Consider the following 19,639-nt stretch of genomic DNA (forward strand, 5'->3'; position numbering starts at 1 on the left):
CGATGTTATTCTTTTTTATTTTTTGTATTTATCATTTCTACTGAACCTAGCAATGCACTCGCTCCTTGCGAGATTTTTTTCGCAATTCTCACTATTTCATCATCTTCGCCGTCATATCTTGTGGTAGCAGCCATTGCTGCATTGACCTGAGCCAACGTCTTTCTAATAATTTCATTAAAAAACTCGTCATCTGGCCTCACATTATCATACGCAATATCTAATGAAAGCCCTGCTCGCAAGTCATTAAGTCCATCTTTATTAGCGATGGTTCTTCCTAAATTTGAAAGATCGGGGTTCTGAGACTTTATAAGTGAGGGCTTGTTCTCTGATTTTACTCCATATAGGTAACCTAATACTTCTTTGAGTTCAGAAAAATTTTCTTCAGGTACTGGAGCTGATGTTGGGGCTTTATTCCAGTCACGGCTTAGGCCGATAAAATCCCTATACTCCGCTTTCTCCAGCGCAGTATATAAATGCGAGAAACCAAAAGGTCCAACTTTAGCGCGATCATTAATCTCGAATAAATTCGCCGCAATTGCTTGTTCTAAAACTAGCATACTACCAATAAGTTTTCTGACAGTATTGTGTGCATCACCGATAGATTGCGCAATGTCTTCAATTGACGTTTTGCTGACTAGATATTGTTTTGTCACAAATTTCGCTTTTGCGTATGAGCCCCATTTATAAGGGCCTTTAATGTGCTTAAAGCCTATTAAGGCATGAGCCTCTTCTTCAGTATCTACTTGATATACTGGTACAGTAACGAAAGACCTCAAAATATCGTCAACGACTTGGGTGGAATCAATTTTAATACCACACTCTTTTGCTAGTGATGAATCCTTTATAAGTCGCATCGCTGCAAGACGACGATTCCCCTCTAAAACACGATATATTTTATCTTGTGATTTAATAACAATTAATGGCTCGACTGGTATATATCCGTTTTGAAGTATTGATGTAATTAATTCACCAATATCAGCTTCCTCATCTAGGGTTTCGATCATTTGCACATCACGATCGGAACCTGTTGATAATTCATCCCACTCCATTGCAAGACGTGGGTTGCGGTAATCGAAATGTAACTCTTCCATTGGAACTGACATTACTTTACGTTGGATTATATTTGGCATGATATACCTTTATATTATATCTGCATTGATTTATTAAATTTCAAAGCCGCAACTCATAAGCTTATCTTTTTGTATATTCTTTTTGTTAAGAAGGCTAGAGAAAAACTGATACAATCATTAATGTCAATACTGAAATAAATGGGGTTAAACCTTCTGATGGCTTGCAAATTTTAAATAGAAAAATCTAAATATTCTTTAATCACGAAATCCCCATCCCTCTCTTCTTACCAATATTCCAGGAAACACCCCCTCTACTGTTAATACCCCCGGATACAGACTGCCCCCGAGCCCGTTCCAACACAGAGCGCCACGGGACCAGAGTGAACTCTTTTGAATTTTCGATAACAGCATATTTGGCGCTCACCAGATCTACTGGTTTGGTATAAGTGCCCTCTATTTGATCACCCTTGCAGACCCTTCTAAACGCCTTGCCCGTTTCCTCGGCAATCGTGACAGCCACTTTCGAGAGTTCCCGTTGTTCAAGTCTTTTAAGTAGATCTCTTTGATACGTTATACCCTGAACCGTTTCACGGGCAAACCCTTCAGCCATAAGATAAGCTCGCCTTTGCTTGAGGGCATTATCAACCTCAGCTCCAAAACCAACATTACTCAAATGAAATTTCTTCTGATCCAGCAAAGTGTTATCCAGCCACGTTGCCCCTGTTGCTGAAACTTGAACATCCAGTGAGAAGCGGGACCGGATGGTAGTGGCTACCGGTGAACGGCTTGCGTGTTTGCGCTCATGATCTGTAACATCATCCAGATAGCCGTCAGGAATCTTCCAGCTGCCATCCGTAAACCGCCTTACGATATTAACCCGCCGCAAAGCCTCCAGCCTTCTCACATGGGCACGGATAAATTCCTTTGAGGCACCAGGATCGTGAAACGCATGATATTCCGCGCTATAAAGCCCGTTATTTTCTTCGGCGATATTGACAATTGACTGGTCCGTTTTCCTTGGATGAACTGATTTGTCTTTCAGTTCAACAATACTTCCCGTTTTATATTCCCCAATATCATTCTGCTGACCAATATCAGCGTAATGGGTTTTACCGTCTATTCCTTCTACTACTAGGTAATAGCGGTCATTAAATTCATCGGACAACCCTTTGGCAGCAAGTTTGCCGGTGATTACCTTGTCAGGTTGCTCCGCTGGTCGAAAAATTTCATAAGCCGTCCGTAGAGGGTCACGCTTCTGCCGTTTCATTTCAGCATGCATCATTTTGATAATATCCCCACGCTGCCCGAGATCACGCAAAGTGGATTCCATATCTTTTGATAGCCGCCATCGAAGAGGGCCAACTTCTTCGGCGAGCCCCATAGTCTGCAATTTCTTCAGGCGGGATAAATCAAACCCGCGCCGGGACATTCTACTACCGTCTTCAACGCCATCAATCCGCAAATCAATGATACTATTTTCCGCTTGTCGAATTATACCCTGGTCAATTGACGTGAACCGGTCTTGGCGCACTTCCCGGCGGAGAGTATTTTCAATCTCATGATCCTGACGCGGCCCGAGTTCATCGGTCATGAGATTACAGGCTCTTGTCCTCAAGCCATGGGAAAGATAATCCCGTGCGATGATCAAATCCTGACTCTGACCTTGGCCCTGATCATCGACACCGCGCAAAATAATATGGGTATGGGGATTATCCGTATTATAATGATCGACAGCCACCCAATCCAGCTTGGCGCTTAAGTCCTTTTCCATCTGCAGCATCAAATCACGGGTAAAAATTTTCATATTGTCAAGTTCTACGGCATCTTCCGGCGAAACGATAAAACGGAACTGATGGCGATCCTCTTTTGCTTGATCCAGAAATTTCTCGCCATCAATTTCATCATGGTCAGCGTTATAGAGTTTACCTTCTTCATTTTCTTTGGAAACGCCGTCTCTTTGTACATAACGAAGGTGACTGCTTGCTTTACCAAATCCTGTTCCAGCAAGTTTTACAAAACGCGCCTTGATCACGACCCGTCGCCCCCTAATTCCCGCCATCCTTGATGGTACAACCGCACGACTGCCCCGGCCAATATTACGTCCGGTAAAGCTATTACGGGATCGGGTCTTTCCAAAGCTCGGGTTCATCCTGCCCGCCGCATTCAGCACACGGTTTACATAGCGCTTGCCAGAGCTACGGCCAATGTCCCTGAGCCTTCCGAGCTTAGGGCGAAATACATCATCGAAATCATCCGTCACTAGCTTGACCTCCAAACATATAATCCATTGATAAATAGGTGTATTTCTACTGTGTGGGCTCGCCATTTCCCTTCAAACCTTCAATTGTGCAAAAACCTAGCCCACCCCTATGAGCCCTTGTGGGCTCCTCTAAAGATGTGCAGATCCGGGTTCCAGTAGGGAACGCCCATATTCCTTTTATCTTGCCCTCAACCCTTTACTTTCCCTTGGCCTTCAACTTTTACCGCCTCTTCATTAAGGTACTTTTCCTTCTTCTTGATTACGGAATGTAAATCGGGGTAGCTATGCCAACCACATCGCTTACATATAAAGGTCCAAAATAACGGCCATCAAAGCTGTCGGGCGCGTCCATCAGGGCAAAAAACTGTTTGTCACTCAGTGTTAAACAACCTTGCCAAACGGGGAGAAAGCGACCTTGACTGTCAACTTTTAAGGCCGTTGCAACAGGCTTTCCCTTGACATAAACCAGCTCCCCCCAACGGCAGATTTGATCACCGGGCAGGCCAACAATCCGCTTAATGAGGGGAACATTCAGGGGCAGATAATGTCTTTGCGCCGCCATCATTTTGAACTTCTGAGGCGTTGGAATAATGACATAGTCACCCCTTTTGAGCTCGTCCGGGCCCTCTAATGCCGCCACAAGGTAGAAGCCAACCGGGGCGCTGGGCGACGGGTTATAGGTTATTCTGGTCTGAACATTGACTGCCATGGGGGTCAGGGTAAGGGCAATGGCACTCCCAACAAATGCCAATATCATTAACCGTTTTGTCATGATACCGCCCTTTCCAACAACCATGCCCGATGCTGTTCCGGCCTATAGGGCAGAGGATCAAGAGATGAATTTATCCGCGCATTACTCTGAACCCAATAGTCGGGGGCCACATCACTGCCGTCAATATCCCGGGCTTCGATCTGATCTATGGCCTTAAAAAAACGTTGCACCCGTTCCTTGCCCGAGATGTCAGCAAGTATTTCTGCGCCCGGTGTTATGCCATAGATGACCTGTTGAGGCGTGGTATCATCGCCAGCACGCAGGACAAAGAACCGCCAGCTTTTTGTGTCATAATCATTCGCCTGCCACTTAATATAACCGAAGATAGCGCCTGCGGGATAATATTCATAAGCCTCGCGACCTGTGAAGTCATCACGATATTTAGGAATGCCAAAACGGATATAATTGTTGAATAAATCTCTGCCATAATGAAGATGAACCCGGGTAAGAAAGCCTGTCATGTTGCTTCTCCCCCCTCATCAGGTCCTGTCTTGGGTCCTATATCCGGCGGCTTACTGCCTAGCCCTATATCCAACCCCTCATCTGGTTCTATATCCGATGATGTCATGTTCGGCCCGTCATCCGCCGCCCTATAACGCCGGGCCGTTTGTTGTTTCTGACCCTCGGACCAGCAGTCCAGGTCATGCAGGTGATAGACAATACGGCGGCCATGTTGCCGGAACAGGGGCCCCTGACTTTGCTGTCGCCATTTATCCAGGGTCTCAGGTTTAACCTTTAATCGGGCGGCAGCCTGCGCCACGGTAAGGTAGGGCGTGTTATCTTCCAGGCTATAGCCATATAGGTTACCAACCATGAGGCTGGATAATATCTTTGTCTCTTCTGTCATAAAGTTTCTCCAGAAATTGCTTTAAGAAGAAACAACATGATTGAATATAACCAAGGGCGGCAGTATCCATCACTATGGTGGCCGACACCGATACCCCTGCTGTTTTGCAAAACATCCCCTGACAGAGATAGAAAAAATACTCCCAAGCAAACAAGAATTTATGTTCACGATGAGGAAGAGCCCATGTTCACGGCCCGCAGAAATCCATATTCACCATCGTAGGAATACGCAATACCTCCGTGGTTTTGCAAAGCATCAGACGAGAAGTTACCGCCCCGATCATCACCAAACATCAATGAATGAGTGATTTATAGCCCCCATCCCTGAACCTGATGCCGCGCTTGACACTTCGGATCAGGCGGTTCTTCATGGTCTGATTGGGATCATTCCAGTCTTCTCCCACAGCTTGTTTGCCATATAGAAAGATGCCGATTTCACGGTAGGACCAACCCGCCATACGTTTATCAAGGGCGACCAACGCATCCCGGTTGCGCCTGCCTTCCACGGTCCATGTATTTTTATGGGTCATATCAGGTGTCCTTCTATGGTTGCATGAGGGGGGATTGTTGGAAGAATGATGGGCTAATGATTTGCCCCGGCAGTGGTCCGCAAATAGTTTAATGGCCTTCAATTGAGGCCCGCAATTCCAGATATTATCCACGATCAATTCAATTAAAATGGGATCACAGCGAATGTCATCGCCCTGACACAGGACGTGTGAATTATACTGGCCATCAGTGAGCAACAGATGTTGGCCATTGTGAGGCATCTTCAGGAGAGCCTTTCGGCAGGCAATATCCTTAAGCGATATCGTCCCGCTGTGATCATTTATGACTTCCCGGGCATAGGCTGAGATTATCGTTGCCCCAAAGCACCAGAATAGGTCAGCCTCCAGCGCAGATAAAGCGGGGTCAACGAAAGAAATAAAGCCCCCACTTCAGGGCCCGTAAAAACTGCCGCCGTATTCTAATAAGCTTTGTCCCCGAGGTCAGGCGGAGGGGCTTTAATCTGCCCGCCCGGCTGATGCGCCAGTCCCGGCAATAGTCCGGATGGCGCCGCAGATATTCCCAGGCAAGGGCGCTGCCAGAGAGGCTGGCCACATAGTCATAGCTGGATAAGGCATTAGGGAGAGATGGTAAATATAATTTAGATTGTGGTTTTACATATGTCATAGGTATGCTCCTGTCGTAATATATTGAGCCCTACCCTCGCCTGCTTTAGATTGTATTATTTTTTATAACACCCTACTTTCCATACAATTCAGGCTGAATTACGGCACCTAAAACTTGTATAAAATACCCCTTAAAGTAAGGGTAATATGAGGGTGGAAATCGGACCGGAAAGGAGGCTGCTAAAATCGCAAAACATGTTCCCGGTCAGACTAGAAACTATGTTCATAAAATGTCAGAACCCATATTCACAATGCTCAAAAATCGAGACTCACGGTAATTATAATACGCACATATCATCATGAGCGCTGGCAAAACGATCTGGTCATTCTTTCACAGATGGTTTATGGCCCGGTTTTCTGGAGCGGCTAAAGCGTCTCAAAAGGCTGGCCTCGACCGGGCCCCTTTCCCATTCAATCAGGATTTGCCGCCAGCTGACCGGCACAACACCGGCCTGGGTCAGGCGCTCAAAACTCATGTCATAACTCTCTCGGGTCTGGCCAAGGCAGGCATCCTTAACCACATACGTATCATAGCCTATCTCCAGGGCGCATAGGGCGGTGAGGCTAAGGGAGGTTTCCGCAGACAGGCCCGCGATCAGTAACCGGGGCCGGTTTGCTTGGCTTACAGCCTCGGTGAAAGCCCTGTTCTCCCAGGGGTTAAAGCCGGTTCGGGGGAGAATGGCGGCATCACCAATGGCTCTGTGAAGTTTTAAGCTAATGCTTCCCTCAATCACATTGGTTTCCACCATACTGATAATAGTCGGGATACCCAGGGATTTTGCCGCCTTGATTAAGGACACCGCCGCATCTTCAGCCCGGTCGATATCCTGCCTTTCGAAGCAGGAAGAAAACGCTGGCTGGTGATCGATAATGACAAGCGTTGTTTCTTCAGGCGAGATTAGGATATTATATATATAATCAGCTGTGGTCACACCGTCTCCATCCATCCGAACCTGTCATCTGCCCGGCCCTCCTGAACATCAAGAAGCTGCTTTCTTAAAGTCTGCGTTATGGACCCCGGGGTTTCTCCGAAGACATATTCCGTCCCGTCAGCTTCCTTCAATGATCTGATCGGGGAGACCACAGCGGCCGTGCCGGTGGAGAAAGCCTCAATATTGTCTCCTTTCAGGAGGCGGGCAATCAGGCCGTTGATATCAATCTTTTTTTCCACGGTCCTGATCCCAAGCTCATAGGCCAGCATGATCAGAGACTGGCGGGTGATGCCGCTCAGAAAGCTATCCTGCATCATTGGCGTATAGAGCCCGCCCTCCATGAAAATAAAGAAGTTCATCAGGGAGAGTTCTTCTATAAAGCGTCCCTCAAGGGGATCAAGCCACAGGCTTGTGGCGCAGTTCAGAGCCCGGGCTCTTTTAAGAGACGCAAAACCCGCCGCATAGTTGCCCGCCGCCTTGACATTACCCGTGCCGCCCAGTGAGGCTCTGATATGCTGCCGCTCAATCAATACCGACATCATCTCCAAAGAGAAAGGGATCGTCGGCGCCGCATGGACGGTAAAGCGATAACTGTCCGAGGGTTCAATACTCAGGGAATAATCATCGCCGTAAAGGGACGGGCGAAGGTAAAGGGCGCTATTGACCTCTCGGGGGATAATATCTTTATAAAGACAGGTGATCATTTTTACCGCCGCCACAAACATCTCTTCTGGCACTGGCGGCATACACAGCCGCTCGGCGGACATCTTAAAACGGGCCGCATGGTGATGGGGCCGGAAGATCTGTGGCTCTTCCTGATCCATCCAATAGGCCTTCATACCCTCAAATATACTCTGGGCATATTGCACAGCTGGGGATCCGGAAGAGACCTGGACATCCGCATCAAACTTCAGCTCAAGCTCAGACCAGGCACCGTTCTCATAACGCGCCGTACAAACAATCGGCAGCACCGCCTTGCCAAAGGTTCGGTCCTTAGGCAAGGTCAGGTTGGCGACGGCATCTAATATTCTCTGGTTGGCTTTCATTAACATTACTTGGTCCTGTGGTTTCCGATCTCAATCTGTTGGCTTTGTCTGTTGCGTTAACGCATTATCTTGTTCATTAAAGTGTTTTAGTCAGCAGTCGTCACCGTTGTGTCCTGTCGTTTAATATTCCACCCGACATCGCCATATTCCACCCGGCCGTTTAATACTCCAATGGGGTGACAGGCTCTAGGGAACCCGCACCCAGTCCTTACCCATCAACGGCTCCCTAGGTTCAGCCATTGACGCTGCGGGAAGAGGCTGCTCTGGTTACAGAATGTGACATTTGTTATTCTCTATATAATCTCCTGCGATAATCCTTTATCTGCGGTAATCCTTTACCTGCCGCCTTGTTGCTGATCATGTTGCCAATCATAATAAGGGGGATATAAGCGCCTTCTTTGTCTGCTACGTTAGCTCATCATTCTGCCTCGTGACGTAATATTCCAAAGAGGTGACAGGCCTTGGGGGTTGCCAAAACCCGACCCCGGGTCCTCATCAATCTCCATCTGTGTGGTACAGAGATCAACTTCTACGGAGGAACTCATCAAGCTTATTCGGCTCACATCACCAGAAATTATGCCGCATTCCCCTAACAAACCTCAAACAAGCCGGCCGCCCCCATGCCGCCGCCGACGCACATGGTGACCACCACATATCTCACCCCCCGCCGCTTGCCTTCTATCAGCGCATGGCCCACCATACGGGCGCCGCTCATGCCGTAAGGGTGACCAATGGAGATGGCACCGCCGTTCACATTCAGGCGATCACCCGGAATACCCAGCTTGTCCCGACAATAGATGACCTGACAGGCAAAGGCTTCATTCAACTCCCAAAGGCCAATATCATCAATGCTCAAACCATGTGTCTTCAAAAGCCTGGGGATCGCAAAGACGGGCCCGATGCCCATCTCACTCGGCTCCCAGCCCGCAACCGCAATACCCCGGTAAATGCCTAAAGGGTTTAAGCCTCTACGGGCCGCCTCCGAGGCTTCCATAATCACGCAGGCCGACGCCCCGTCAGACAGCTGGCTGGCATTGCCGGCCGTGATAAACTTCCCCTCCTGCACTTCCTGGCCCTGGCTTTGAACAGGGACAAGCTTTTGCAGGTTCTCCAGCGTCGTTTGGGGACGGTTGCCTTCATCCTTACTCAGCAGCACTTTAGTTTCAGACCAGTCTCCTGTGGCTTTATCCTGAAGCTTCATCACCGACGGCAGGGGGACGATCTCATCATCAAACCTCCCCGCCTCCTGGGCCATGGCCGTGCGCTGCTGGCTTTGCAGCGCATAGTCATCCTGAGCCTCCCGGCTGATGCCATAGCGCTGTGAGACAATCTCTGCCGTCTCCAGCATGGTCATATAAAGCGCGGGCTTATGTTGTATAATCCAGGGATCCTTGATCATAAACATATCCGCCGTCTGGTTCAGGGAGATACTCTCCACCCCGCCGCCTATGGTGACGGTCATATCATCACAGATAATCTGTTTGGCCGCGATGGCAATGGCCATCAGGCCCGACGCACATTGACGGTCAATGGATTGTCCGGGCACCGTAACCGGCAATCCCGCCCGAATGAGCGCGTTGCGGGCCACATTCATAAAGCTTGAGCCCATCTGAACCGCAGAGCCCATCACCACATCATCCACTTCCGCGCCGTCTATGCCGGCCCTTATAATTGCCTGCTTTATGGCATGGCCCGCTAAGGTGGGCGCCGGGGTATTATTAAACGCCCCCCGGTAAGCTTTACCAATAGGGGTGCGCGCCGTGGAGACTATTACAGCTTCTCTCATGACTTATCTCCCTCTATCTGTAGTCAACGTAATACCCAGTGACTTGGCCGCCAGCTCCACAAACTTGTTGGTCTGTTCAAAGGCCGCCGCCATTTCTGTCTGGCCTTCGGGATTGCTGATAGTTGCCCAGTTTTTAGCCACGTCATCCACCGTCGTCTCTTCCCCGCCCAAGAAAACCCCAGGGGTCTCCGAGATGCGTATTACAGAGAAACTTCCGGCCCCGGCCCCCAGAATCGTCTTGCTCGGGGCCTCATCACTGACGAGATATAAGGCCCCCGGGGCCACCAGCTTTGGCGCCATCAGGGCTTCGACCTTCTCTGGGAGTAATCCGTCCAGCATCCTCGTTGCCGCCGTCGGGGCCAGGCAGTTAACCCGGATGTCATATTTAGCCCCCTCATGATGCAGCACATTCATCAGGCCGACCATGGCCGCTTTAGCGGCCCCGTAGTTGCTCTGGCCGAAGTTCCCGAACAGGCCACTGGATGATGAGGTCAGCAGGATACGGCCATAGCCCTGCGCTTTCATGATATCCCAGACCAGCTTCGTGCAGTTCATGGTGCCGAACAGATGTACATCCACCACCTTCTGGAAGTCCTCCGGGCTCATCTTGCTGAAGGTCTTGTCTCTTAAGATACCAGCATTATTAATCAGGATATCTATGCGTCCCCATTTGTTCATGGCCTCCTCAGTCATCCCTTTAACCTGATCATAGTCGGTGATATCTGCCGTACTGGCGATCGCCTCACCGCCAAGGCTGCGGATTTCTGCGGCGACCTTCTCTGCGGCAGAAAGGGCTGCAGCAGGTTGGGCTGCGGTAGATTGATTGGAGGCAGGTTGGGCGGCATCTCCACGAGAGCCATCCAGTGTCCCCCCAAGGTCATTCACCACCACCCTCGCCCCAAGCCCCGCTAACGCCAGGCAATATTCCCGGCCAAGGCCGTTACCGCCGCCCGTCACAAGGGCGACTTTGTCTTTAAATGTAATCGTCATATGAATTCTTTCTGCCTAAATATTTTTTTGAATGTTTTTTCTGAATATATTGCTGGATATATTGTTGGATAGTATATTTTATGGCTTATGCCATTATCACAAGGCCAAGATGTTCGGCTATAAAGCCCGGCTTATCCTGTCTTTCGATTTCTAGGCCTTCGATCTCCAAGATCGTTTCACAGGTGATCAGATACTGTCCGGCCTTACGCTCCGTAACCGCCTTGATGCTCAACCGGCCTCTCACTCGGCTGCCCACCGGCACCGGGGCGATAAAACGGGTTTTATTAAGGCCGTAGTTCAATATGGAAGACACCCCGTCAATTGGCGGCATCAGGTCAAACTGGAACTTGGAGATCAGGGACAACAGGAAAAACCCGTGGACAATCGTACCGTCAAAACCCGCCGCACGGGCTTCCGCCGGATTGATATGGATAAACTGATGGTCCTCGGTCAGTTGTGCAAACTGATCAACCTTCTTCTGGGTCAGCTGGATCCAGTCAGAGACACCGATCTCTGTTCCGGTGAGGTCTATTAAGTCGTTAATGGTTTTATGCTTGGTCATAATATTCTACGTCCAGAAAGGTTGTTACATCACACATACGATCTCTTACTGCATATGGCGTATTTATCATTGCTCTTGGCTCATACTTGACATCATTACCTCGATATGCTCCGCCCATTTGGGATGAAGCTCCACGACCTTCTTGTAATGAATGGTGGCCTGATCAGTCTTCCCCATATGTCTGTATGTCTCTGCCAGAGCATAATGACTGCCGGCGGATTTTGGATGGGTTTTGATGTTATATGTATGATACGCGATACTCTCATCGTACCTGTTGTTTAATTCCGCCGTAAGCGCTAAATTGGCAATAATGGCCATGGGAGGGGATAACGCTATACCATAGAGACCTAAATAATCCCGATAGTAGGCCTTCACCGCCTCAAGGCCCTGGCTTTCTACGGAGGGCGGCAGGTTCTTATAGCCGTCAAAAACAAACTTAAGGCCGTAATAAAGGCTTGGCAAACCTACCGAGCCATGATCTTCGCCGGCAAATTGTTGATAGGTCGATTGCAGATGCGGCGATTGATTTGCCTTCAGGGCGTATGAAAAACGCTCGCCAGGCCTTTCAAAACGATTGGAGATATCCATATTACCCTTGGGGGCATATTCAGCGACAGACACATATACCCGATTCTTGATCGTCTTCATTTGCTCAAGCTTTGCCTCGGCCTGCCTGAGCCATGAATTATTATCCCAGTATAGGCTTGAATCAATGGCAATATGCCCCTGAAACAACGCTGGCCTGTTGACCAGACTATGTAGTGTGATCAGTCCCCCAAAAGAATGTCCGACCAATATCCGGTAGGGCATCGGTTTGTAACGTTCCTCCACTTCAGGGATAAGCTCATGTTCTATAAAATCCAGGAAGCGTTCCCCGCCGCCGCTTGTCGACCGGGATGGGTCCTGACGACCAAAGCCATCATCCAGAGAATGGGTCGGGGTCAGATCCCCTGTTCTGTCCGCCGTATTGGCTATGGCCACCATGATCATCTGCGGGATTTGCCCATGTAAACTCATGGTTTCCAACACACCGCTGGCGTGATGGAAGGTACGTTCACCGTCCAGAATATAGAGCATGGGACATGGGGCGCTGGCACCGCCTGTTTTGCAGGCGTCCGGCAGATAGACAGAATAGGGCCGGTCTTCTTTAAGATATGTTGATGCCAGAGTATAATTCTGACCTATGGTCAGGGCAGCCTCCGGGGATGCCGCCATGACGGCTGGGGACGGGATCATCAGAACAAGGCTCAAACATAGGAGTTTTGACATTTTCCCATAAATCAACGACAAGTCTTTTTTATGTTGTTTACTCATTCTGTTTCTTCCTTTCTGTAGGGGTAATAGTTCTTCAAGTCCACATTCTGATAGGGCAGTGCTTCCAGATGTACCGTCCCAAAATAGGAATGTGGCGGCCCTACCACCAATATGGTTTTGGCAAAGCCGGTATCGTCAAAGCCGCGCCGAAAATGGACCCGTGACTTGACGGCAAAGACTTTATAATCCTCAAGCTCTATCCCAATAGTCCTCAGAGAAAAGGGATCGGTAATCTGTTCAAGATTAGGGCTGAGGATAAGCAGATTATTGCGGCCAAATTTTATACTTATCCAAAGCTCTTCCGGTTTTGTATTATCGGGCATACCCTCTGAAGAGACCCCCCCGCTTATCCTGTAGATCGTACCCCTAATAGGCACCGGTACGCCGGCCGCATCATCCACATAACCGCCAACCATGATGTCAACCCTGTCCCCAGGTCTAGCCTTCTGAGAGAGAATATCTTCTATGGCCCGTTTATCCATGATGGTGGCGACAACCGTATCGCTCAGCTTTTGTCGTTTTATTTCTGCCAATAACCAGGTGGCGTTTCCGGAGCGATCACTATAATCCGCCAGCACAACCGGGGTTTGACCTGTCTGCAGCGCCTTAACAGCCCGCTTTACCCCTTCCTCCATCTGATGAATACCGTTGCTGTCAACGAGTGATTTGCGTTTACGCCAGGCGAACTGCGCCATATCATCCACAATCTTCTGGGCCAATGCCGGGTCATCATTGGTGATGACCTGTAAACTCATGCCCACATCCGGCACATCGGACCAGGGAAAGCCATAAAAGATATTCACATATACATCAGCGGCCCGCGCTTCCCATATCAAGGCGCGCTGCACCAGGTCACTCCACGGGGACTTACCCGTCCACTGGGATACTGTGGGTGTGATAATGGGCACCTGACGCACCGCATGGACAGGGTGATAGGTGCCGCGGATCGTGCGCATAAGAATATGGGCCGCTCTCTCTCCCTGAAGATAGTCATCATAATGGGGATAATATTTTGCCGTAAAGGCCAGATCAGCATATTTTAAAAACTGGTCATCTTCATTGCCGTGGGGATCAAAGGTACCAACAATAAAAGCATCGGGGCCGACGACGTCACGGACGCGGCGTGCCAGGTCCGCTTCCGGACGGGCTACGCCGCGCACGGCCAGAGCCCCATGAAGACGCAGATATACGCCGTCAAAATCGCCCTGCTCTTTCAGGTCGGCAATAATGCCATCGGCAAAATGCTCATAGGTCGCCTGGCTTAACCAGCCAGACCCAATACCACTGCTCGGCCATAGGGGAGATTCTATCCCGACCAGCTCAACATCATCATCTTGCCGGACCGTCTTGACAAAGCCGCCCAGGTAACCAGAGCCCTCATAGGCCAACAGGTCATTGCCTTTGGCCGGTGAGCCAGTATAGGTGAAGTTTTCTATCAGCGTATCATTGGGCAGGAAGGTCACCGTTTCATGGGCAAAATAAATCACCGCAATGCGGGATTTTACGCTTTGTGAGGCCTTCGCCAGCTGGCTCACAGCCATCAGCAGACATAATGTTGTTATCAATATTCTTTGCGCTTTAATCACAATCTATTCTCTCCATTGAGTTAAGTAAATCATGCAGCCTGTGACTCTCTGATAAGGGCTTTTGCCAGTAGCGTGGTGGCATCAATCAGCGGCACATCATCGATGGCCCCTTCTGTGAGCGCAAGGGGGATCTCTGTACATCCCAGAATAATCGCCTCAGCCCCTTTACGGGACAGGTAAGATGCCGCCATAAACAGGTCATCCCGTGCTTTAGTGATCACCGGGTTGGAATATACCTTGATGCCATAATCATGATGGTAAATCGCCGGGTGGACAAACAGGCTTTGAATATCCGCCGACGGGTAAATAACCTCAATTCCATAACCTGCCAGGGTATCTTTATAAATATCTGAACTAAGAGTTCCCGTTGTGCCCAACAGGCCAATCTTACTCACAGCACCAGAAGACACTATCTCCCGCGCCACCTCTTCTATCATATGAATGATCTTGCAATTATCCGGGGACATCTCCAGAATAACATCATAAATACTGGACGCATGAGCCGTATTGCAGGGTATACCAATCACTTCAGCGCCCTGTGAAACCAGGGTCGTTATAACCCCGGCAATAGAACGCCCAGGATTAACATCCGTAACCCCCAGGAGATATTCCGTGCGATCCCCTATAGTATGCGGAACAGAAAGCATGGAAACAGGCAAATGCTCCTGATCCGACCGGGCATCCGTATGGTCGTAAATCTTGCGGATAAGATCTAGCCCCGCATAGCTGCCAACACCACCGACAATTCCAATCATTTTATTACCCATAATCATGACACATCCTGTTAATAATATTGTGAGGAGAACGTTATGAACCGGCCCTTGCAGGGACAACCGGATACTACCAAAAACATTGCAAAAGGCGTCATTCAACTGCTTCTCCAACTTTAAGAGACTCATCCATAAATTTTCGCACGGCCTTCATATAAAATACGCCATCATCAATAAGAGTCGCATGGCCAGCATCTGGAACAATGCTCAACTTATTTACTCTTTTCCCCTGCAACAAGTTTGCGCACATCAACTAGCAACTGTTTTGCGTCCCAAACAATGCCATCCTTGATCGTGTATTTGACGCCCCCGACACGCTCCATTTTACTTGAATCGAAATTGAAGCGCCTGTGGCCTGTCCCATAGAGCACTTTCAAATTGGTCAGAGGGTTTTCAGAAATCAGTACCATATCCGCTTTTTTTCCAACCTCAATACTGCCCAGATCTTTTTCCATGTTCATAAGTTCTGCCCCTTTCAAAGTCGCGGATTGGATAACTTCAAGAGGGTGAAACCCAGCCTCTCGGAGATATTCAAGCTCCCGGACAAAACCGAACCCATAAAGCATATAAATGTAACCCGCATCAGAGCCAGCAGCAACACGACCTCCGGCGTTTTTAAAGTCATCCACAAACTGCATTAGCATATCAGTATTTCTTCTTTGAATAAGCTCGTCATCCGTTGTCCAATCTAACGTCCCTGAACCATGAATTTTGGGATTGGGTTCAAAGGCTTTCATCAAATAAGGCATTGTGAATTGATCATGCCACTCAGCTTGACGCAGAGCCATCATATCTCGCCGGTCACCAAGAATTGCAAGAGTTGGCACCAACGTATGGTCAAGTTCGATAAGTTCCGCGATCGTCTGATGCCATTTTTGTGACCCCGGCTGAGCAGTATCTCCCCAAAAATAAGCCTCATCGCCCTTCAAACGTTTTTCATACTGGCCATTCACATAATCAACCGGATATTTCTTGATCGTTCCACCTGTCCGCATTGCTTGAGGTAGACCGGAAAAATGCTCCGAACTATTCACCCCAAGACGCGCAACATCCAATGTGGTTGTCTTATCAATGCTATGATGATCAGAGATTTCCATATCAAGGGCCTTTGCTTCTTCTATGGCGGCCTTATACATATCCATTGGTGTATCAAACTCATTACGGGCAAATTTTATACCCTCTGCCCCACGTTTATGCACTGTACGCACCCACTTTCGGGCCTGCATAGGTGTTTTGAGTTCCATCAGACCTGGAAATTGAGGATAGACAACCAAACGCGGGGCAGTAATTTCACCGGCATCACTGCGCTTTTTATGCCTCACCATCCAGTTAAGCCCCCAGATAGCAGCCACCTCGCGCACCGTGGTAATACCGTGACCCAAAGTTAATTTTGCCACATATTCTGGATCATTAAGTTTACCGAAATAGGCGGAAATACCGGAACCATAATGAAAGTGGGAATCAATAAAACCCGGCAACAGATACATTCCTTTGCCATCAATAACCTTGGTATCGACCCCGCCCTTAATATTGTTTTTATAATAACTAGCATGCTCCCCTCTGGAAATTCCCACAATACGGTCTTTTTCAATCGTCACTGTCGCGGGGCCGTATGCTGGTGCACCAGTACCATCAATGATAAACACATCCTTTATGATTAGATGTTCGAACGGCCCCTCTCCCTCATCACCACGCGGCGGCAAATCTTTTGGTTTGGGCACGCCAATCTCTTCAATCCAGCTTGCAACAAGTTCCCCGGGTTCTGCTCCATAAACCAATGAAGGATACAGAAATCCCGCGAGGAGAAACATCATAACGCCACAGTTTCGGTAAATTTTATACATAAAATTATTCTCCTTCTAAATAAACTTTATAAATTTTCTTTTCGTCACAAGGCCATTACAATTGCCTATACAATCCCACGGTTACTATGAATGTTTTTCTCAATCTGACTTCGAGGGTTGATTTTATGGCGCTTGATAATAAAAATATTTTTAATCATAACTTCTCATTTATTCAGAGATGTTTTCTTTATCAGCCTCTTTGCATTACCGCCCAACAAAGCTTGTTCCACATGAGGCTTAAGGCCGAGGTCTTTCCACTCTGAGATCACCCGCGCGTGATCCATCACCGGCCAGTCGGTGCCGAAGAGTATTTGCTGTGACAACACACTATTCATAAAGCGGTGCATCACCTCCCAGCCGCTGCCCGGGGCACCAACATATTTGGGGGATAAGCCACCGAACTCCATATAGACCTGAGGATGCTTGCGGGCGACGGCGACCATTTCGGCAATCCACGGCCAGCCCGCATGAGAAGCCACGACGGTCAGGTCCGGAAAATGGCAACATACCTCATCAATAAGCATGGGGTTCTCCCCGGCCATCGGTTTGTTCATGGTGTAATTTACCCCCGTATGCAGCGCGACCAACAGATTATGCTCTATGGCCTTGGCATAGATCGGATAGAGCAGCTTGTCATTTATGGTCATCCCAAAAAAAGCTGGTTGAATAGACAGGCCGATCATGCCCCTCTCGGCACATTCCGTAACCTGCCTCAGAGCGTTTTTTATACTGAAGTCCTTCATGCTGATGGTCCCAATACCGCTTAAGCGGGCCGGATATTCGTTGACCAGATCTGCCACGGCCTGGTTTAAAGCATCCGCCGGATCTCCTACTTCATATTCAGCATGAACAACCGCATGATCAATCCCCGCAGCTTCCATCTGCGCCAGCAATGCCTCTGTCGTCTGTGAGGCCCCAAACTTATCACTTGTCCCCAGGACAGCGTCATATTGCAGACTATTCTCTTTGGGGACGTCTATATCCGGACGCAAGGCCTCCGGCAGGCGGACGCGGAAGTCGATTATCTTGTGGCTATTGTCTGTCATATCATTACCTGATGTTGTGATTGTGAGGTCGTGGGATTATCTGCCTGGTTCAAAGAGCGTTTTTTAAGCGCAACTTTATCGACTTTCCCCACGGGCAGCATGGGCAGTTCGGCGGTGAGAATAAAATGCTTGGGTATTTTATAGTTGGCGAGGCTTTCCTTGCAGAAGGCCTGCAACATCTCTCCCGTCGCTTCGCACCCGGGTTTCAACTGGATATAGGCGGCGCCCACTTCCTGATAGAGCGGGTCCGGCACGCCGACGACCGCCGCCATATCCACAGATGGATGACTTTCGAGTAGCAGCTCTATCTCCCGGGGATAGACATTATAGCCGCCCGACTTGAACATATCCGACATACGCCCGATAAGTGTGATGGCCCCATCGTCCCGCAGGTAACCCACATCCCCCGTATGGAGCCAGCCATCATGGGTATAGACATCGCGCGTCGCCTCAGGGCGGTTAAGATATTCCAGCAGGAGATAGTCCCCCTTGAACTGAAGCTCGCCCTGCTCCCCTATCTCACAGATCTTGCCTTCTGTATTAACAATCCGGCAGGGCATATAGGGACTGGGATGACCGATGGTATCCCGTAACTGCTCTAGGCTGGCATCATCCCGGCTATACGTCGTATTGGCCGCCGTTTCTGTCATACCGTAGACATTCATCAGGCGCGGGAACAGTTTCTGCAGGCGTTTAATGGTTGGCTCCGGCATAGCTGCCCCGCCCCAGATGAAGAGGGCCACGCTGGAAAAGTCAGTTTGCTTAAAGTCAGGGTGGTCCAATAACATCAATATCATGGTTGGCACACCGCCCAATAGGGATATGCGCTCGGCGGCGACCGTTTTAAGCACCAGTGTTGGATCAAACCGCTCCTGGAAATATATAGTTCCGCCAGCCACCAGAATAACGCAGCAGGTATCTGCAACGCAGGCCACATGATTGATCGGGAAGCTGCAGATGATACTGGGCTGCGTGACCTTAAAGTGCTGGTTCTGTGCTGTGGCGCCAAAGCATAATCCATAGTGGGACAATAGCGCTCCCTTAGGTCTGCCGCTGGAGCCCGAGGTATAGACCAGCAGAGCCGGGTCCATCGTATCTACAGCTGTTATTGTTTGCCGGTAGCTATCCCGTTCTATCTGTGCTGCCCCCTCAAGGAAAACCCCATAGGACATCGCTCCTGGCATGGGTTCTGTTAGGGCAATCGCCTGCTCAAGAAAGTCAAACTCTGATAATAGGCTACTCACCATAGGGCTATAGTCCCGCCCTTCAAATTCCGCCATGGCGAACAGGAGTTTGGGTTTGGCATCCCCGATTATATATCGGCATTCCTCAAGGCTGTATTTAGGGTTGAGCCCCATCCATATGGCGCCAATACTTGTGGTGGCTAGAAATATAACCCAATATTCCGGCCGGGGCGTACAAAGCGTTGCCACCACATCGCCCTTCTTGACCCCCATGGCCAATAAAGCCTTGGCGCAGTGATACACTTGATCCTGCAGCTCACCGTAACTTATTCGCTGATCGCCATAGACAACCGCCTCTCGCTCAGGAGATAGTTTCACATAATGATGAACATAATCGGAGATTAGCGTTTGAATATTAGTCAAGGGCATAGGCGAATTTTGATCCATCAACATAATACC

Annotated in this window: 18 protein-coding genes; all 18 read right to left on the reverse strand. The window is 49.2% G+C overall.

Translation table 11 applies throughout. The features are described 5' to 3' along the window. Positions 1 to 5: 5 nt before the first annotated feature. The gene (locus tag FIV45_RS10170; RefSeq protein WP_099470737.1) at positions 6 to 1,130 is read right to left on the reverse strand and encodes a ParB N-terminal domain-containing protein; all 1,125 of its coding nucleotides are present in this window, start codon (positions 1,128 to 1,130) and stop codon (positions 6 to 8) included. Positions 1,131 to 1,329: 199 nt separating this feature from the next. After that, positions 1,330 to 3,102: a DUF3363 domain-containing protein gene (locus FIV45_RS10175; protein ID WP_165776842.1), complete on the reverse strand. Its 1,773-nt coding sequence runs from the start codon at positions 3,100 to 3,102 to the stop codon at positions 1,330 to 1,332. A 487-nt stretch (positions 3,103 to 3,589) separates the two neighbouring features. After that, on the reverse strand, positions 3,590 to 4,102 hold the full coding sequence (locus FIV45_RS10180) for a S26 family signal peptidase (protein WP_165776843.1): 513 nt from the start codon (positions 4,100 to 4,102) through the stop codon (positions 3,590 to 3,592). Beyond that, complete coding sequence (locus FIV45_RS10185) at positions 4,099 to 4,563, reverse strand: DUF2840 domain-containing protein (protein WP_099470740.1); 465 nt, start codon at positions 4,561 to 4,563, stop codon at positions 4,099 to 4,101. The genes FIV45_RS10180 and FIV45_RS10185 overlap by 4 nt, the downstream gene beginning before the upstream one ends. Next, positions 4,560 to 4,949, reverse strand: a complete 390-nt coding sequence (locus tag FIV45_RS10190) for a helix-turn-helix domain-containing protein (RefSeq protein ID WP_099470741.1) — start codon at positions 4,947 to 4,949, stop codon at positions 4,560 to 4,562. The genes FIV45_RS10185 and FIV45_RS10190 overlap by 4 nt, the downstream gene beginning before the upstream one ends. 292 nt (positions 4,950 to 5,241) lie before the next feature. After that, complete coding sequence (locus tag FIV45_RS18860) at positions 5,242 to 5,718, reverse strand: DUF2285 domain-containing protein (RefSeq protein WP_099470742.1); 477 nt, start codon at positions 5,716 to 5,718, stop codon at positions 5,242 to 5,244. A gap of 142 nt (positions 5,719 to 5,860) precedes the next feature. Beyond that, the gene (locus FIV45_RS10200) at positions 5,861 to 6,121 is read right to left on the reverse strand and encodes a transcriptional regulator domain-containing protein (protein ID WP_099470743.1); all 261 of its coding nucleotides are present in this window, start codon (positions 6,119 to 6,121) and stop codon (positions 5,861 to 5,863) included. 322 nt (positions 6,122 to 6,443) lie between these two features. Next, the gene (locus FIV45_RS10205; RefSeq protein WP_165776845.1) at positions 6,444 to 7,052 is read right to left on the reverse strand and encodes an isochorismatase family protein; all 609 of its coding nucleotides are present in this window, start codon (positions 7,050 to 7,052) and stop codon (positions 6,444 to 6,446) included. Then, on the reverse strand, positions 7,049 to 8,104 hold the full coding sequence (locus FIV45_RS10210; RefSeq protein ID WP_099470745.1) for a branched-chain amino acid aminotransferase: 1,056 nt from the start codon (positions 8,102 to 8,104) through the stop codon (positions 7,049 to 7,051). The genes FIV45_RS10205 and FIV45_RS10210 overlap by 4 nt, the downstream gene beginning before the upstream one ends. A gap of 583 nt (positions 8,105 to 8,687) precedes the next feature. Further along, positions 8,688 to 9,884, reverse strand: a complete 1,197-nt coding sequence (locus FIV45_RS10215; protein WP_139932330.1) for an acetyl-CoA C-acyltransferase — start codon at positions 9,882 to 9,884, stop codon at positions 8,688 to 8,690. 3 nt (positions 9,885 to 9,887) lie between these two features. Next, the gene (locus FIV45_RS10220; RefSeq protein WP_139932331.1) at positions 9,888 to 10,874 is read right to left on the reverse strand and encodes an SDR family NAD(P)-dependent oxidoreductase; all 987 of its coding nucleotides are present in this window, start codon (positions 10,872 to 10,874) and stop codon (positions 9,888 to 9,890) included. 85 nt (positions 10,875 to 10,959) lie between these two features. Beyond that, entirely contained in the window at positions 10,960 to 11,436 is a 477-nt protein-coding gene (locus FIV45_RS10225; RefSeq protein WP_139932332.1) for a MaoC family dehydratase, read from the reverse strand. Between the two features lie 66 nt (positions 11,437 to 11,502). Next, positions 11,503 to 12,750 carry an alpha/beta hydrolase-fold protein gene (locus FIV45_RS10230; RefSeq protein ID WP_099471953.1) on the reverse strand — a complete coding sequence of 416 codons (1,248 nt, stop codon included), beginning with the start codon at positions 12,748 to 12,750 and terminating at the stop codon, positions 11,503 to 11,505. Then, positions 12,747 to 14,291: a M81 family metallopeptidase gene (locus tag FIV45_RS10235; RefSeq protein WP_099471954.1), complete on the reverse strand. Its 1,545-nt coding sequence runs from the start codon at positions 14,289 to 14,291 to the stop codon at positions 12,747 to 12,749. The genes FIV45_RS10230 and FIV45_RS10235 overlap by 4 nt, the downstream gene beginning before the upstream one ends. Before the next feature lie 74 nt (positions 14,292 to 14,365). Next, the gene (locus tag FIV45_RS10240; protein ID WP_099471961.1) at positions 14,366 to 15,103 is read right to left on the reverse strand and encodes an aspartate/glutamate racemase family protein; all 738 of its coding nucleotides are present in this window, start codon (positions 15,101 to 15,103) and stop codon (positions 14,366 to 14,368) included. Between the two features lie 215 nt (positions 15,104 to 15,318). Next, positions 15,319 to 16,950, reverse strand: coding sequence for an amidohydrolase family protein (locus tag FIV45_RS10245; protein ID WP_099471955.1), 1,632 nt, complete (start codon positions 16,948 to 16,950; stop codon positions 15,319 to 15,321). Positions 16,951 to 17,114: 164 nt separating this feature from the next. After that, a complete protein-coding gene (locus tag FIV45_RS10250) occupies positions 17,115 to 17,996 on the reverse strand; it encodes an amidohydrolase family protein (protein WP_099471956.1) in 882 nt (293 codons plus the stop codon). Next, the gene (locus tag FIV45_RS10255; protein ID WP_204844750.1) at positions 17,993 to 19,609 is read right to left on the reverse strand and encodes a class I adenylate-forming enzyme family protein; all 1,617 of its coding nucleotides are present in this window, start codon (positions 19,607 to 19,609) and stop codon (positions 17,993 to 17,995) included. Before FIV45_RS10255 ends, FIV45_RS10250 begins: the two co-directional genes overlap by 4 nt. Positions 19,610 to 19,639: the final 30 nt, after the last annotated feature.

It is taken from the genome of Paremcibacter congregatus (assembly GCF_006385135.1).
GTDB lineage: Bacteria > Pseudomonadota > Alphaproteobacteria > Sphingomonadales > Emcibacteraceae > Paremcibacter > Paremcibacter congregatus.

What these genes read in the sequence shown, in the direction of transcription:
- FIV45_RS10170 (WP_099470737.1), bottom strand. Translation starts at nt 1,130, where the DNA reads ATGCCAAATATAATCCAACGTAAAGTAATGTCAGTTCCAATGGAAGAG.
- FIV45_RS10180 (WP_165776843.1), bottom strand. Translation starts at nt 4,102, where the DNA reads ATGACAAAACGGTTAATGATATTGGCATTTGTTGGGAGTGCCATTGCC.
- FIV45_RS10185 (WP_099470740.1), bottom strand. Translation starts at nt 4,563, where the DNA reads ATGACAGGCTTTCTTACCCGGGTTCATCTTCATTATGGCAGAGATTTA.
- FIV45_RS10190 (WP_099470741.1), bottom strand. Translation starts at nt 4,949, where the DNA reads ATGACAGAAGAGACAAAGATATTATCCAGCCTCATGGTTGGTAACCTA.
- FIV45_RS18860 (WP_099470742.1), bottom strand. Translation starts at nt 5,718, where the DNA reads ATGCCTCACAATGGCCAACATCTGTTGCTCACTGATGGCCAGTATAAT.
- FIV45_RS10200 (WP_099470743.1), bottom strand. Translation starts at nt 6,121, where the DNA reads ATGACATATGTAAAACCACAATCTAAATTATATTTACCATCTCTCCCT.
- FIV45_RS10210 (WP_099470745.1), bottom strand. Translation starts at nt 8,104, where the DNA reads ATGTTAATGAAAGCCAACCAGAGAATATTAGATGCCGTCGCCAACCTG.
- FIV45_RS10215 (WP_139932330.1), bottom strand. Translation starts at nt 9,884, where the DNA reads ATGAGAGAAGCTGTAATAGTCTCCACGGCGCGCACCCCTATTGGTAAA.
- FIV45_RS10220 (WP_139932331.1), bottom strand. Translation starts at nt 10,874, where the DNA reads ATGACGATTACATTTAAAGACAAAGTCGCCCTTGTGACGGGCGGCGGT.
- FIV45_RS10225 (WP_139932332.1), bottom strand. Translation starts at nt 11,436, where the DNA reads ATGACCAAGCATAAAACCATTAACGACTTAATAGACCTCACCGGAACA.
- FIV45_RS10230 (WP_099471953.1), bottom strand. Translation starts at nt 12,750, where the DNA reads ATGAGTAAACAACATAAAAAAGACTTGTCGTTGATTTATGGGAAAATG.
- FIV45_RS10235 (WP_099471954.1), bottom strand. Translation starts at nt 14,291, where the DNA reads ATGGCTGTGAGCCAGCTGGCGAAGGCCTCACAAAGCGTAAAATCCCGC.
- FIV45_RS10240 (WP_099471961.1), bottom strand. Translation starts at nt 15,103, where the DNA reads ATGGGTAATAAAATGATTGGAATTGTCGGTGGTGTTGGCAGCTATGCG.
- FIV45_RS10245 (WP_099471955.1), bottom strand. Translation starts at nt 16,950, where the DNA reads ATGTATAAAATTTACCGAAACTGTGGCGTTATGATGTTTCTCCTCGCG.
- FIV45_RS10250 (WP_099471956.1), bottom strand. Translation starts at nt 17,996, where the DNA reads ATGACAGACAATAGCCACAAGATAATCGACTTCCGCGTCCGCCTGCCG.
- FIV45_RS10255 (WP_204844750.1), bottom strand. Translation starts at nt 19,609, where the DNA reads ATGCCCTTGACTAATATTCAAACGCTAATCTCCGATTATGTTCATCAT.